The following is a 15,813-nucleotide window of genomic DNA, read 5'->3' on the forward strand; positions in this document are numbered from 1 at the left end:
ACCTAGCCTTTTATTTGATTATAGGCCTTAAAATACATTTCAACGAAGGCTTCATTTTCCAAACACAGCTTATAAACATTATTACTGCTTTCTTTAATATCCTGCATAATTCCTACCCCTAAATCCACAGGATAAATGCCCAATAATTCTATAAACCGCCTTATATCGCTGTCTAGAATCACTTTATTATCCAATGTATATATAATATTTTTTGATGTTAAATATAATCTAGTGTGGGTTTCATTTTCCACCTTAGTTATTATTTCTTGTGATAATACCTCACCTGCAAACACATCATCAAAAGAAATTAATGGCTCATTATCTTCCTGTGTAAATGACATAAACTCATTCGCTATTCTATTACCTAAATTTCCTTTTATTATATTAAGAAATATTCTTTTAGGAATAGTATCTTTATTTTCCTTATATATTTTATAAACTTTAGAAACCCGCTCATAACTTCTTGGGGTCGCTCTTATTTGCTCATCCTTTTGATTATTTAGTAAATATTCAGGAAATGTAGCTATGAATTCTACAACCTTTTGCTCTAAGTTATTTTCTATAGCCCATGAAATCCAAGCTTTTGAGTCACATTCCATATGTAATAAAACAAATCTATTTTCTTGCGCGGCATCCATATCAACTACTTGATAATCAAAATCTTCACCATACTTGCTAGAAGGGTTCATTGCTGCTAATATTTTTACTTTTTTATCTAGTTTATATCCATTTATCTCTCTATTTAATATTAGGTTCATAAGTTCCTGCTGCACTGTGTGTTCACAACGATTTATCTCGTCAATAAATAAAAACACTTCTTTGCCTTCATTTACTAATTTATCTATTTCTTGCAGTTTTGTATGAACTGCATAAACAGTATTTTTTGATTGAACCTCCTTGCCACTTATATCCTTAAAACTATAATCCTCAACTGTTGGAAGGCCGCCTATCTCTCCTTCTTTTAATAGGTTACCATCTATAATAACCAAGCTCCACCCTTTATTTTTTGAAAGTGTTTTCGCGAGTGCAGTTTTTCCAATACCACTCTCTCCTACAATTAAAGGCACTTCATTCGTTTCTATAACAAGTTCTACACTTAACATAGTATCTTTTAAATTCATTAGTTCATCCCTTCTTACATCATATTCAGTTTTTCATCAACTGCTATTTTTTTGCATGTTTTACTACCATATTTATAAATAAAGACTATTTTATCCATAGATATGTTGCCATATCTCTCATTTATACTATCACAATTTATGAAATCTCTCACATATTTGTCTGATACAGTTTCTTTAGATAACACCTCTTTAAAAGCCATCTCTACACTATCCCTTGAGAGATCATTAATAATATATTTCATTACAAATGCGTTGCTTTTTAAAAACAATATCTTTTTATTATCATCTATATTTTCAATAAACCTTATAGCTGATTCATTTTCGCGTATTGCCAATATCTCAGCACTTAATGTTGCATTTTTTATATACCTTAAAGCAACATAATTTATTCTTATAGCAAAAAATTGTATTTCTTCACTTGGGTTTTCTATATATTTTATAGAATCATAATCTTTTTCTATAGCCATTTTTTGAAGTTTTTCACTTGGATTTTCAGCGTATTTTATTGCATATCCCTTTTGCTTCATACCTATTATTATCAATTCTTCTGAAGGATTTTCAATAAATTCTAGAGCATTCCATAGCTTTGACACAACATGTTTTTTCATATTATATGTTGGTTTCTTTATAAACTCAATCACCCGTGGATTGTTTTGTATTGCTAAATATTCCATTTCACTTGTAGGATTTTTTATATAGCGTATCATTATACCATCTTTTTTTATCGCCATAAGTTTCATCTCATCACTGGGATTTTCAATATTTTTTATAACAATTGGGTTAATCTTTATCATCTCAAGAACTTTGTCTTCTCTCATATTACTGCACCTCTTTGCAAGACATTGTGCACTTACTGCTTTTTCAAAATGTCTTATTACTTTATATTAATTATAACATAAAAAAATTAAATTATAATTTAAGAGACACTAAAAAAAGAGATATTTCTATCTCTTTATAAATTAATCAAAATTTTAAAATCATTAATCCAAAATACCGTTGCCCCAATTTTTACACCTATCTTTATGATAGGTGGGTGTCCTCAGAGATGTATAACAGTCCTTGCCAATTAAAAATTGGTCTTATAAGCCAAATGCACATCTAGATCTCGAACTCCCGTATAAATATTGTAGGTTGAAAATAAGAGCTTGACGAATACCCCAGAAATCTAATTTTTAAAATATTTGAATACGTTTAATTTGTTTTGTTAATTTTATTATATCAGAATTAAATTAAAATTCAATAGTATTTTATGATTTTTTAAAAATAATTTTACTTGGTAAAATACTCCTCATCAATCGCGCTTTCTAATTTTATATCACAATAATAATTATAATTTCTACATAAATACAAATTATAAATATGGAGATACTACTACTAAAGAAGGTGTTATTATGAATGAAGGTCTAATGGTTCTTGTAAGAGGAGTCATCGGCTTTTTTACGTTATTGATATTTACTCGTGTTCTCGGAAAACAACAAGTTAGTCAGCTAACTTTTTTTGATTATGTAGTTGGTATAACTATAGGTTCCACAGCTTCTACTTTAACTACAGATTTAACTAGTAGAGCTTGGCCTCACTGGGTAGGCTTAATTACCTGGACTGTCTTATGCCTTATCCTTCAATTGATAACCATCAAATCAAAGACTGCCGAAAAATTTTTAGATGGGGAGCCTTCCATTATTATAACAAATGGAAAAATACTAGAGGAGTCAATGAAAAAATACCGTTATACCATAGGTGACCTTCTAGCACAGTTAAGAGATAAAGGTATTTTTGACGTAAACGATGTTGCTTATGCAGTACTCGAGAAAGATGGTCAATTATCAATTTTAAAAAAGACTGAAAGTGATCCAGTTACACCAAAAGATTTAAATATTAAAACTTCTGCTGCTTGTATTGATTATGAAGTCATACATGACGGCAGCATTGTACAAAACAACTTAATAATTATTAATAGGAATGAAAGATGGTTAATGAACAAACTAAAAAAACAAAATATTACTGATGTCTCTGAAGTATTTTTAGCTATATATAATCAAACAAGTGGTTTACATGTAGATCTTTATAACGATCATATAAAGCAGACAAAAAAATAAAATATAAAGGAGTAACTTAAACTATGAAAAAATTTATAACTTACTTTATACCTATAGTTACTTTAACAGTTTTTGTATTAATTATGCTTGGGGGTAACTATTTAAAAAAGCCTCAGAATCCTTCAGAAGATGTAATCACTTTTGTAAATCTATCCATAAAACATGCAGAAGTTGAAAATTGGAGTAAACTTGAACAAGATATCGCTAGTATTGATATTGCATGGAAAAAAGTTATTCCCCGCATACAATTTAGTGTTGAAAGAGATGAAATGTATAATATAAGTTTAAACCTTGCTAGTCTCCGTGGATCTATAGCTAGTAAAGATAAAGCTAGTACATTAATTGAATTAAATGAAATGGTTGAAAACTGGGATGAACTTACAAAATAATATGTACCCTCGAATTATAGATTATCAACTTTTCTTAGAGGATATAGCAACAAAAGGATATATCGCTATAACTGCTTTCGCTTCGCTAAGAAATTCTAATATTTAATTTATTTACAGATGCTAAAAAATACAAACTCGCTATCGCTCAAACATGTATTTTTTTAAACGCATCTTCAAATAAATTAAATAAAGAATTTCTAAAGCTTGTTCAAACGCATTTTACGTGATATATCCTTTTGTTAACATTCTCTAAGAAAAAAAGTTAAAAGTTTTTCTTAATCACTTGAAGTTCATGTAATGCTCTAGTTGCCATCACATACCTAAGTTTATCTTCTTGTTTATATTCACTTAAGGTATTATCTACTTTATGCTCACTGACATCTTTAGGCTCATCTAAGACCATAATTACTGCATCAAACTCGAGTCCTTTAGCAAAATATGATGGTAACACTACAATTCCGCTATGATATATGTCATTTTCCTTATCTATAATTTTAACATTTGTATTTTCATTAATCAGCCCAAATATATCTTCTGATTCTTTTATATCTTTACATATAATCGCAATATTTTCGTAAGTTTTATTTTTAAAATCATCAATTTTATCTAGTACAAATTTTTTAAATTCATCTCTGTTTGAAATTAATATTTCTCTTACGGGTTCACCACTTCTTACTATTGGAACAATGGGATCAGCCTCTAAATATTTATTAGCATACTCCATAATTTCTTTTGTAGATCTATAACTAGTATTTAATCTAAACTCCTGAACATTACAATTGGGAAGTATATTTTTCATATCATGCATAGGTAATTCTCCATCAAATGGTATTAACCTTTGGTTGCTATCTCCAACTATAGTTAAAGAACTACACCCTGTTAATTCCTTTATGACTAAAAACTGAAGTTCATTATAATCCTGCGCTTCATCTATTACTACATGTTTTATTTGCTCAGATACTTTTGTTCCTTCAAGCTTAATCTTGAAATATAAGATACCACCTAAATCATTTTCAGTTAATCTTTTATTTCCATTAATATTGTTATATAACTCAACACAGTTTCCATTATTGAGCCAAGTAAGGCTTCTTTTTAGCAAAAGTACTTCTTTTATGACTGCTCTAATATTAAGTCTTCTATTAAAATCTAAATCATTTATTTTTAAATCCTTTTCCTGCGCAGACAAAGCAAAAACAGTCTTTTCATATTCCTTTTGTATTTCTCTAACTTTTTTATCCCTAGCATCACTAATTTTAGAATAAATAATCCTTCTAATTTTCTTACTTCGCCTAAATAAAGGCATAGTTTTATAATCATTGTGGAACATTTCTTTAATATCTTCTTTAGATACTATTAATTCATCCATAAAAATTAAATCTTCCATCTTAAAATATTCATTATCCAATTTTTCTACAGCTCTATCAATAAAATTCTTATAATCTATAGAATTTTTATATGTTATGTCCTTTGCAAATTCCTTTTCTCCACTAAGTACTTTTTCCATGTATTCCTTTAGACTCATTACTTCTTTAAGTTCTAAGATATCAAAAGCAAAGTCTCTAAATGTTGTTTGCTTAACCCCTGATTCACCAAGGCTTGGTAAGACTGTTGATATATACTCTATAAATACATTATTAGGCCCTAATATTAAAACCTTATCTTCAAGTATTTTCCTATAATTATAAAGTAAATATGCAACTCTATGAAGTGCTATAGTTGTTTTTCCACTACCAGCAACACCATCAACTACAATAGTTTTCGTTCTTGGTTGTCTTATTAAATCATCCTGTTCCTTTTGTATTGTCATTATTATATCTTTGAGCTTTTCACCCGCATTCCCACTAAGCACCATTTGTAGTATTTCATCCTTTATATCTAGTGCTGAGTCAAACATTCCTTTAAGCTTTTCTTTCTTTATTATATATTGCCTTTTAGCTAAAATATTAACTGCTATCTTTTCTTTTGGTGCGTCATAAAATGCCGCTCCTAGAGACCCAGTGTAAAATAGAGATGCAACAGGAGCCCTCCAATCTACTACTAAAGGTTCATAAGTATTGTCTGGCGTAACCCCAAATCTTCCTACATACATTTCATTTATACCATAATCTTCTTCAGAAAAATCTATTCTTCCAAAATAAGGAGAGCTTTTAAGTGCCGTTAACTCCTTAAGTCTTCTATCAATAGTTTTAAACGCTTCTTCTTTCACATATATCTCATGATCAAAATACTCTATTACCATATCTTCATCATCTCTATAGTCTTCAATTACTTTTTTCCTATATTCTAAAATATATTTTGTGATTTCCTTCCTCTTCTCAATATATTTCAAAATTTCTTCACTAATAATATCAACAACAGACTTTAATTTATCTTCTTCTATATTGAACTCTAACTGCTTCTTTAATTCGACTTCCACCGAACCAGTCTCTATATCATATTCATTATTATTCAAAACTACCACCTCATTTGCTTGTTATTTTTTATCTACTTAACTCTAAAATAAATATACATATATCTAAGAAATTTCATTCCATCCAATGATATCTGAAATTCCAAGACCCGGGGAATCGTTAATAGTTATAGTATTACCTTCTACAGCTGCACCACCAACTATTGCACACTTATCAAAGTACAACATAGTGTCCAAATCCGCTTTAACCAAGTTAGACTTTGATGCTGCAAAACTAGCTGCCGCCGTTATGCCTATCCTATTTTCTAACATACATCCCATCATGCATCTTATACCCATATTTTCTGCCATATTATATATCTTTATTGCATTATTAATGCCTCCACATTTCATAAGTTTTATACTTATTAGATCTGCTGCTCTTTTTTCAATTATCTTAAAGGCATCTGATGGTCCAAAAACTGCTTCGTCTGCAAGAATCTTTGTAGAAACATTGTCTGTAACATATTTTAGTCCATCTATATCCCAGGCATTAACCGGTTGCTCAACAAACTCAATATCAAGCCCCATATCTTCAAATTTTCTAATTATACTTACAGCTTCCTTAGGTCTCCAGCCTTGGTTAGCATCTACCCTTATCTTTATCCCACGCCTTACCGCTTTTCTTACTGATTTAACTTTCTCTATATCAAAATCCACATGGTTCCCAACTTTAACCTTTAAACAAGTATAACCATCCATTACAGCTTTTAAAGATTTCCCTACCATTTGCTCTACTGTATCATTTACTATAGTAAGATCTGTAGTTAACGAAGTCTTATATCCGCCCAAAAATTTGTAAAGTGGTATTCCATATTTCTTGCAAAGCAAATCATATATAGCTATATCAATAGCGGCCTTCGCGCTATTATTACCGTGAATAGAATTATGAAGTACCTTCATAATTTCTTCAATATTTTCAATATCTAAGCCTATAATTTCAGGTTTAATATAATTTATAGCTCCAATTATTGAATTATCTGTTTCTCCAGTTATAAACGGTGTTGGTGCGGCGCTACCATAACCTATTTCCCCAGTATCAGTAATCATTTTTATAACTATCTCATCGGAAAATGTAAGTATTCTCTTGCCTACTTTATATCCGTGTTTCAGCGGAGTACTAATTCTACCCATCTTAATATCTTGTATTTTCATAATTATCCCTCGCTAAAAATCTATATTTTTTATAGTTTTTATATTGTTTAACTTATTTATACAATGTTATAAAAATTATTTATAGTATAATATTCTATTATACCTCTATGTACAGTTTAATTCTATGGCTTTATATAAATTCACAATTAATTTGTTTTATAAAATTCAACCTTATAAGAATACTAAAACCTATATCTTATTTTATAAGACATAGGTTTAAAGGTTATTTATTATTTACTAAGATATATATCTTGTGAAATAATGTATATATTTATTTTGCGAGTTCATACAATGCATGGGCATATATTTTAGCATTTTTAATTAAATTATCTATTGTAATATATTCATTTTGTTTATGAATAGTATCTGGTTCTCCTGGAAACATTGGTCCAAAAGCTACAATATTAGGCATTTCTTTAGCATAAGTGCCTCCACCTATAGATACCAATGTGGCTTCTTTTCCCGTTTGCTCAGTATAAACTTTTTGGAGTGTTTTTATAATTGGACTATCTGGTGGAAAATATAATGGCTCTTGGTGTACAAATTTCTCCACTCTTAATCCAGTTCCTTTTATTTTTTCATTAAATGGAGTCATCATATCCTCCAATTTGTTTGTTACAGGATACCTTAAATTCAATGTTACCGTAGCAGAATTCTTATCCATATTTATAACTCCAACATTAAATGATAACTTTCCTGAAATCTTATCCTCAAGGCAAACACCAAAAGATTCACCATGCGTCTCCGTCCCTATATTTTCATTTAAAAATTTTACTAATTCTGATGCATCATTTGAGTCAAGATTTATGGTTCCTAGAAATTGTAATAATTGCATTATTGCATTTTTACCAAACTCTGGTGTACTTCCATGAGCTGCTTCACCTATAGATTTAATTATTATAAGATTTGTGTTAACCACTGCTGATAATTTATAATCAGTATCTTTTATAAAAGTCCTTAATAATTTAACTATAACATTAGCATTAGTAGAAATAATTCCTGCTTCACAATAATCAGGTACCATATTAGAAACTTGACCACCTTTGATATATTTTATAACGTTTTCACCTTTATTTATGTTATTAAAATCTTTTACAATATCAAAAATAGTTATACCCTTTTCTCCATTAATTATTGGATAATCCGCATCTGGTGTAAAACCAGCAACTGGTGGTTTTTCTTTTTCTAAGTAATGGTCAAGTTCCTTGCTTCCTGTTTCTTCATTAGTACCAAATAAAACTCTAATTCTCTTAGATACAGGTAATTTTGCATCTTTTATTGCTTTTAACCCAAATAGCGTTGCCATTATTGGTCCTTTATCATCCGTAGTTCCACGTCCATACATTTTTCCATCATGAATTTCTGCGCCATAAGGTGGGTAAATCCATCCATCACCTTCAGGAACTATATCTAAATGCCCCAGTGCCAAAACATAATCATCACCGGTGCCATATTCTGCATACCCTACATAACCATCTACATTGACCGTATGAAGTCCTAATCTCTTTGCAATGCCTAACGCACACTCTAATGATTTAGCTACACCCTCACCAAATGGCATCCCAGGTTTAGGTTCACTTTCTACACTTTTAATTTTTATAATTTCTTGTGTTGATTTAATAATGTCCTCTTTCATGCCATCAATTAATTTATTTAATTCCATATTCTTTCCCCTCTCTTAATAATCTATTAAGTAGATTATTTTTGTTTTTATTATTAAACATAAATGTCTCCTAAAAAACAGTTAAGAGCCATAACGGCTCTTAACTTATATTTTATATTTATTATTTAATCTATTATTTATTCCGTAGTTAAATTATAACATTAAATAGTTTTCATGTCTATTTTTGTAGCATACACGTCTCTTCTTCTACCTTAAACTTTCTAAGCTGTCTTTTTCAACCATGTCCTAGATTACTAATATCAAAAGATGGCAACTACAATGCAGTGCCATCTTTTGTATTAAATCATCTCCTGGGTCACTGCAACAACTTCTAAAATGTCGTTAAACATTTGTTTTTTCTATATAGTGACAATTAACATCGATATGGTTTAAGAACAACAATAATCTTTCATAAAGTGGGTGAGCTTTATCTCCATACTTTAATTCTAGATTTTCTCCAATATCTTTTACAGTTTTCTTACCATCTATTTGTAAAAACACACAACTTCCATATTCATCTAAAGAAGTTTTTTTATACTCTGGAATCCTGAAATTAAGTTTTCTAAAGAACTTTTGGACTTTATGATCTTGTTTTTCAAGTATAGTCACAATATTTTCTTTATTTATTTCATACTCTAAATCATCAAAAATTTTAAATATTATATTTAAAACATCTTCATTATTTTTCAGCATTACTTACCTTACTTTTCATTATAGGTATTATAGTAGCAATTACTAGAACTGCTAATATTACAAATGCCATTCCATTAGAAGCCGCAAATCCACTTGGTCCATTTCCTTTTATAACTTTCAATACTTGAAGTATTATACCTATAAGTCCAATTATTGAACCACCCGCAACAAGACCAGACGATAATCCTATACCATTTTCAATTTTAACTTCTTTTTCTTCTTTAGATTTAGAAGTTTTCTCTATAAATAAACGAACTAACGCGCCTACTAATATTATAGAATTTGTAGCTATCGGTAAGTAGAATCCTATAGCAATTGTCATTACAGGAAGCTTTAATATATATAAAACAATTCCCATAACAATACCAGCAATTACCATAACCCAAGGTAATTTACCTGACATTATACCAGCAGTTAACGTTGCCATTAAGTTAGCTTGAGGTAATGCAAACGAAACGTTATCTCCAGTCATTGCAAGTTTACTCGAAAGTAATAATATAGTACCAATAACTACTACAACACCTACTATACCAGCTATAGCATAATATTTTTGCATTTCATTTTTGTCGCCACCTACTATGTAAGTAACTTTTTGTGATTGGCAATAACCAGCTGCTACAGATATAACAGTAACTATAAATGTACCAAATAAAAGTAGTGATTTGTTGTTTGCAGGATTTTTCCATCCCATTACAACAAATAATAATGTTACAACAACTATAGAAGCTATAGTCATTCCAGATACAGGAAGATTTGAAGTTCCTATAGTACCTGTTAAACGACCAGAAACTATAGCAAATAGTAATGATAAGAATAATGATAAAATAGAAGCAGTTATCGCCATTAATATATTACCACCAGATATCATGAATCCTCCTATAAAAGCTATCACTATACCACTAATTAATATAATGTTTCCAGCAGATGAACTACCAGCACCCTTTGAAGTCTTAGCATTCATAGTCTCCTTTATGGAAGATATTATGGTAGGTATAAGCTTTATAGCACCTATAAATCCACCAGAAAGCATCATACCAGCACCGATATATTTCACATAACTACCTGCTATATCTTTAACTTGCATAGCATTTATAGCAACGCTAGGATCATTCCATACAGTTGCTCCATCTCTTCCAAGATTAATGAAATATCCTATTAAAGGCATAATACCGAAATTAGATAATATAGAACCAGCAAACATAGTTAAAGAAACATCTATGCCGACTATAAATCCTATACCTAATAATAGAGGATTAACTTCGACTTCAAATTTCCACTTGTAGAAAGATTCATTTACATAACTTATAACGTTGTTAGCTACATTTAAAAAAGAACTAGTTACAACAGTTATAATACCTCCTATTCCAAAGCCTATTCCCATGTACTTCATGGTTTCGCCAGTTCCTTCTGAAGCAACAAGTGTTTCAGATATAGCCATTGATTCAGGGTACATTAATTTACCGTGTTCTTCAACCATTAAGTAATTGTGAACAAGAGAAGCTATCCCTATACCGAATAGAACTCCGCCCACACCAACAACCAAACCTTCGAGGAAAGTAACTTTAGAACCTATTAAAAGAATTGCAGGTAAAACAAATATTATACCACTAGCAACAGATTCTCCACCACTTGACATGCCTTGTAATAAATTTTTCCCAAGTATACCCTTTTGCTTAGCAAATAAAGCTATAAATGCTGAACCTATTATAGATCCGGGTATACCAGCCGCAACTGTAAGCCCTGATTTCATACCTGAATAGGCAGTTGATGCCGCGAACAAAGCAGCTAAAAAAATACCAATTATTAATACGACAACGTTTCCACCAGATTTAGAACCAGTTGAAACGTATGGAACATAATCTTTACCAGATACGCCACCGTATGCACCCTTTGACAATTTATTATTCATAAGATGTACCTCCTTTATATTTATTGACCATAATCATAACCTAATTTACCTAGTATTATTGATATTGCTATTATTTTTGGAATTGCTTGACTAGCTGGTACAAATGTCAAATAATCTTCACCTTTGATTCCACCATACGCTATATGAGAAACTTTTTAGATTTCTCCATAATATTCCCCCTTATAATTAATAAATTCAATTAACAATTTATAATACCATATGTTATAAAAATGTCTAAATATAAAACTAGTTGTTTTTTACGAAATTTCCATATTATCTTTGTTTATTACTCAAATATCTACACAATACTTCATTTATCACGATTTAATACCGTTGTTGCATAGTCAATTCACTACTATATTATGACTTTTGAAAGTACAATTATATTCTCATTCGTTTTTATGATTTTTGTCATGTATATATATTCTTTCCTAATTCTCATAAAAATACTAATAGTTTTTTTCCAGATATACCATAAGTTTATTTTAACCTTACAGTGGCTTTTACAAGGGGAATTTCATATAAAATTACCATTTAACACCAGTTAAATCATAGTATAAATCGATCAGTACTGAATTTTCAAAAAATTAAAATAGCGGATATGTAAACTTGCATTTACACTCCGCTATTTTATTATTTTAATTTTCCAAATTTGCTAAAAGGACTAATTCTAATTCTTGCCTTACCCATTATATCTTTCCCAGGTATATAAGGTTTATCCCAGTACCTTGCATCTAAAGAATTAATTCTATTGTCTCCCATAAAGAAATAACTATCTGCCGGCACTTTATATTTACCTGTTTTACCACCTGGATATTTAACATAACTTTGATCTATTTTTTTATTATTTATGTACACAGATCCATCTTCTTTAACTTCCACCAAATCATTTGGCAATCCAATAAGTCTCTTTATTAGATCTTCGCCTAGTTCATAGGAGTGAAATACTACTATATCTCCAAGTTTAAGATTATTTCGGTTATGAACTCTTGTTACTAAAATCTTATCATTTAGATTTATTGTTGGCAGCATTGAACCAGTCGGAACAGTTACATTAAAGAAAATGACCTTATTTATAATAAACGCTATTATAACTGCTGCTAATATCGGTAATATCCAATCTTGAAATATCTTTTTTGCTAAATTCATTTTTATCCCCTCTCAAATATTATACATTAATATTTTATCACAATATATATATATAGTCTCTATTAAAAGTTTATTATATGTTAACATTTGATAAACTTTGAATGATTTAATTTAGGAATATGTACAAATGAAATTGCAAAAGCTCCTAACATTTTAACATGTCAGGAGCTTTTTTCATAAATATAAAATTTAATTACATCTGAATATTTTTCACTTCTTCATTAATAACTTTTCCATTTTCATCAATTATCTTTATTTGATCATTGTCTATTCCATCAAGATTATCATTCCATAGATATTTCTTAGTTTCACTAACAATTACAGGACTTAGTAATATTAAAGCTATTAAATTTGGAATAGCCATTAACCCGTTAAACAAATCTGCTAGATCCCAAACTAGATTAAGCGAGAACACTGAGCCAACAAAAACAAATATAACCCAAAATATCTTATAAGGAACAATTGCTTTTTTACCAAATAAGTATTCAATTGCTTTTTCCCCATAATATGACCAACCTAGTATAGTTGAAAATACAAACGTAAGAAGTCCTACAGTTAAAATTATAGGTCCTATAACTGGTATTGCACCGAATGCTCCTTTAGTAAGTGCAGCACCCTTTAACCCCTCCTGCCACAAGCCTGAATTTACAATAACTAAACCTGTCATTGCACATACAACAACGGTGTCCCAAAAGGTCCCTGTGCAAGAAACAAGAGCTTGTTTGACTGGATTTCTTGTTTTTGCTGCAGCTGCAACAATTGGTGCGCTACCAAGACCTGACTCATTTGAAAAAAGCCCCCTTGAAACACCATATCTCATTGCCATCATAATTCCTGCTCCGGCAAATCCACCAACTGCAGCCTGAGGTGAAAATGCATCCTTAAATATCAATACTATTGTACTCCCAATTGTTTTATACCCTATTATTAAAATTATAATGCATCCAAGCACATAAAATATAGCCATGAATGGAACTAGAATGTCACAAACCTTAGCTATTTTCTTTATTCCACCTAATATAACAATTGCTACTAATATAGCTATTACAAGTCCAGTAATCCAAGTTGGAATTTTAAATGTTTCATATACCATTGATGATACCGAGTTTGCTTGTACCATACACCCAATACCAAAAGCTGCAACACTTGTAAATAATGCAAATAATATTCCAGCCCATTTCTGTCCGAGCCCATGTTCTAGAACATACATTGGTCCACCTGCCATGGTACCATCCTTAGTTTTAACACGATATTTAACAGATAGTAAGGATTCAGAATATTTTGTAGCTATTCCAAAAACGCCTGTTAGCCAACACCAAAGAACTGCTCCTGGTCCTCCAAGACCAACTGCTGTAGCAACACCAACTATGTTTCCAGTTCCAATAGTCGCCGCAAGCGCTGTTGTTAACGCACTAAATTGACTTACATCACCATCACCAAAATCATCTTTTGTTACTGAAATTTTTATGGCCTTGAATATATATTTTTGAATAAATCTTAACCTAAAAGTTAAAAATAAATGCGTTCCAAATAATAAAGCGATAAGTGGTATGCCCCATACCCATCCATCAATTTGAGATATTAGTTTTGCAAATGACTCCATATATATTCCCCCTTTTTACTATTTCATAATTATATGTCATTTGTAAATTTTTATCAATTATAATTTTTTTCACAATTGACGTTAATAATGCACCGTCATTCATTTCCTCTTATTTGCTATCTTTTTTACAACATCATAAAAAAGCCACCAGACGTTATGCCTAGGAGCTTTTTAAGTTTTATAATTTTATATATATAAGTTTATCCACACATTATCATACACTTTTTGCAAAGTGGCCCATAATCTTCGCCCAAATACATTGTGTTTCAAGAAATTCACCGTAATGTTTTTCTACATTTTTATTATATTTTTCAAGTTCTACCAAAATGTTCATAAATTCAGGTTTTCCAAAATATTCACAAATTTTAGGCAACGTAACTTTCAATTCCTCTCTCATTTCTTTAATTTTTTCCTCATAACGGTCTGGATGTGTTATATATAGCAATAATGGTTTATAACGAATCCACCCTATACACGCATTGTAAAACCTTGTAGTAACCTTCTCATTATCAGCCCTAATAAACTTAAGTCTTATTGGAAGAACACCCTCTAAAAGACTATTATATGTAGAAAATCCATCATGAAATGTGTAACATGGCACGCGTAGAACTTTTCTATCACTTAGACATGTAGCTAAGAAAGTATCTTCTCCTCTAGCTCCGGGTGGATTGTAAAAGGGGAAAACGCGCTTAGGATTTGTAAGATTAATGCATAAATTCGCCCCTGATATAAATTTAGAATGATTTTCTTCCACAACCTCTACAGCATCATGGCTAGTAAGTATACTTGTATCGGCATAAGTTATTCCTCCATTTTTCATAACTGCTTTTAAACTATCCCACTTAACAATATCGTTACTTATCGCCTCGATAAATGATCTGAAATCTCCTTCAGTCATAATATCATTAAACTCCATATACGGTATAGGAGATATATACCCGCAGTGATGTCCGTGGGTAATGTCAGCATTCTTAATATTTTTAAGATGCTCTGACAAAATAAATTGCCCTCCCCAAATTGCAGTATCACGTGTATTAGTTACTGCCATTGGGTACTCATCATCATCTAGAAACACTAAATAATCCATATTCTTTTTTATTGCATTATATAGCACAGCATTACGTTTAGCTGCATACCCCCTACCAAATATCTTTTTAGTTTCTTCAAGGGTAAGAACATTCTCCCTAATTAAATAGTCAATTTCTTCTTGTGTTGATACACTTCCAATAAAAGTGCTACTATCAATTTTCTTAACTAAATCAGGATGTATGTTTGTGTAATCAGTTACTTTAGTTTTATTATAATGAAGATCATATGCCACAAAAACATTTAAACTTATCCTTTCGTTTTCCACCAAACCAGATTCTTCCCAATTGCTTATGTTAGTTCTAAGTACCTTCTGGAAGCTTTTTCTTCCAGTTGCAAAACCTATTCCAACTTTAATTTCATTAATCTTTTGCACTTAATCGCTCCCTTTCTATGTAAAATACGAATATTCATACTATTATATTATACCATAATTAATACATATAATATTTATTATGGTTTATTGATAAAGCATTTCTTCTAGGACATGTTTTATATAT

12 protein-coding genes and 1 other RNA gene are annotated in these 15,813 nt (G+C 30.4%); 2 read left to right on the forward strand and 11 right to left on the reverse strand.

Translation table 11 applies throughout. From position 1 onward, the window contains the following. Positions 1-2: 2 nt before the first annotated feature. The 3 genes from KPL44_RS01345 to ssrS all read right to left on the reverse strand — a co-directional run bounded on the left by KPL44_RS01345 (position 3) and on the right by ssrS (position 2,288). Positions 3-1,121 (reverse strand): ATP-binding protein, encoded by a 1,119-nt coding sequence (locus KPL44_RS01345; protein ID WP_216246675.1) that lies wholly within the window; start codon positions 1,119-1,121, stop codon positions 3-5. A 14-nt stretch (positions 1,122-1,135) separates the two neighbouring features. Continuing rightward, positions 1,136-1,939, reverse strand: a complete 804-nt coding sequence (locus KPL44_RS01350; protein WP_216246676.1) for a hypothetical protein — start codon at positions 1,937-1,939, stop codon at positions 1,136-1,138. A 160-nt stretch (positions 1,940-2,099) separates the two neighbouring features. Continuing rightward, positions 2,100-2,288, reverse strand: a non-coding RNA gene (gene ssrS, locus KPL44_RS01355) — 6S RNA. A 224-nt stretch (positions 2,289-2,512) separates the two neighbouring features. Here ssrS and KPL44_RS01360 point away from each other — a divergent pair. Next, positions 2,513-3,217 (forward strand): DUF421 domain-containing protein, encoded by a 705-nt coding sequence (locus KPL44_RS01360; protein ID WP_216246677.1) that lies wholly within the window; start codon positions 2,513-2,515, stop codon positions 3,215-3,217. 23 nt (positions 3,218-3,240) lie between these two features. Beyond that, on the forward strand, positions 3,241-3,606 hold the full coding sequence (locus KPL44_RS01365; RefSeq protein WP_216246681.1) for a DUF4363 family protein: 366 nt from the start codon (positions 3,241-3,243) through the stop codon (positions 3,604-3,606). A gap of 262 nt (positions 3,607-3,868) precedes the next feature. Here the strand turns inward: KPL44_RS01365 and KPL44_RS01370 are convergent, their stop codons facing one another. The 8 genes from KPL44_RS01370 to KPL44_RS01405 form a co-directional block, all read right to left on the reverse strand. Then, a complete protein-coding gene (locus KPL44_RS01370) occupies positions 3,869-6,067 on the reverse strand; it encodes a HelD family protein (protein ID WP_407934998.1) in 2,199 nt (732 codons plus the stop codon). A gap of 54 nt (positions 6,068-6,121) precedes the next feature. Further along, positions 6,122-7,210 carry a dipeptide epimerase gene (locus tag KPL44_RS01375; RefSeq protein WP_216246683.1) on the reverse strand — a complete coding sequence of 363 codons (1,089 nt, stop codon included), beginning with the start codon at positions 7,208-7,210 and terminating at the stop codon, positions 6,122-6,124. 271 nt (positions 7,211-7,481) lie between these two features. Further along, positions 7,482-8,873, reverse strand: coding sequence for a dipeptidase PepV (pepV, locus tag KPL44_RS01380; RefSeq protein ID WP_216246685.1), 1,392 nt, complete (start codon positions 8,871-8,873; stop codon positions 7,482-7,484). 342 nt (positions 8,874-9,215) lie between these two features. After that, complete coding sequence (locus tag KPL44_RS01385) at positions 9,216-9,566, reverse strand: PqqD family peptide modification chaperone (protein ID WP_216246687.1); 351 nt, start codon at positions 9,564-9,566, stop codon at positions 9,216-9,218. Next, positions 9,553-11,475 carry an OPT family oligopeptide transporter gene (locus KPL44_RS01390; RefSeq protein ID WP_216246689.1) on the reverse strand — a complete coding sequence of 641 codons (1,923 nt, stop codon included), beginning with the start codon at positions 11,473-11,475 and terminating at the stop codon, positions 9,553-9,555. Before KPL44_RS01390 ends, KPL44_RS01385 begins: the two co-directional genes overlap by 14 nt. A 633-nt stretch (positions 11,476-12,108) precedes the next feature. Beyond that, complete coding sequence (gene lepB, locus KPL44_RS01395; protein WP_216246691.1) at positions 12,109-12,624, reverse strand: signal peptidase I; 516 nt, start codon at positions 12,622-12,624, stop codon at positions 12,109-12,111. Positions 12,625-12,817: 193 nt separating this feature from the next. Continuing rightward, positions 12,818-14,227 carry an alanine/glycine:cation symporter family protein gene (locus KPL44_RS01400; RefSeq protein ID WP_216246693.1) on the reverse strand — a complete coding sequence of 470 codons (1,410 nt, stop codon included), beginning with the start codon at positions 14,225-14,227 and terminating at the stop codon, positions 12,818-12,820. 214 nt (positions 14,228-14,441) lie between these two features. Further along, the gene (locus tag KPL44_RS01405; RefSeq protein WP_216246694.1) at positions 14,442-15,689 is read right to left on the reverse strand and encodes a hypothetical protein; all 1,248 of its coding nucleotides are present in this window, start codon (positions 15,687-15,689) and stop codon (positions 14,442-14,444) included. Between the last annotated feature and the right edge of the window lie 124 nt (positions 15,690-15,813).

The organism is Clostridium sp. DSM 17811, from assembly GCF_018861905.1.
Lineage (GTDB): Bacteria > Bacillota > Clostridia > Clostridiales > Clostridiaceae > Clostridium_AD > Clostridium_AD frigoriphilum.

What these genes read in the sequence shown, in the direction of transcription:
- pepV (WP_216246685.1), bottom strand. Translation starts at nt 8,873, where the DNA reads ATGGAATTAAATAAATTAATTGATGGCATGAAAGAGGACATTATTAAA.
- KPL44_RS01390 (WP_216246689.1), bottom strand. Translation starts at nt 11,475, where the DNA reads ATGAATAATAAATTGTCAAAGGGTGCATACGGTGGCGTATCTGGTAAA.
- KPL44_RS01400 (WP_216246693.1), bottom strand. Translation starts at nt 14,227, where the DNA reads ATGGAGTCATTTGCAAAACTAATATCTCAAATTGATGGATGGGTATGG.
- KPL44_RS01350 (WP_216246676.1), bottom strand. Translation starts at nt 1,939, where the DNA reads ATGAGAGAAGACAAAGTTCTTGAGATGATAAAGATTAACCCAATTGTT.
- lepB (WP_216246691.1), bottom strand. Translation starts at nt 12,624, where the DNA reads ATGAATTTAGCAAAAAAGATATTTCAAGATTGGATATTACCGATATTA.
- KPL44_RS01345 (WP_216246675.1), bottom strand. Translation starts at nt 1,121, where the DNA reads ATGAATTTAAAAGATACTATGTTAAGTGTAGAACTTGTTATAGAAACG.
- KPL44_RS01375 (WP_216246683.1), bottom strand. Translation starts at nt 7,210, where the DNA reads ATGAAAATACAAGATATTAAGATGGGTAGAATTAGTACTCCGCTGAAA.
- KPL44_RS01385 (WP_216246687.1), bottom strand. Translation starts at nt 9,566, where the DNA reads ATGCTGAAAAATAATGAAGATGTTTTAAATATAATATTTAAAATTTTT.
- KPL44_RS01360 (WP_216246677.1), top strand. Translation starts at nt 2,513, where the DNA reads ATGAATGAAGGTCTAATGGTTCTTGTAAGAGGAGTCATCGGCTTTTTT.
- KPL44_RS01365 (WP_216246681.1), top strand. Translation starts at nt 3,241, where the DNA reads ATGAAAAAATTTATAACTTACTTTATACCTATAGTTACTTTAACAGTT.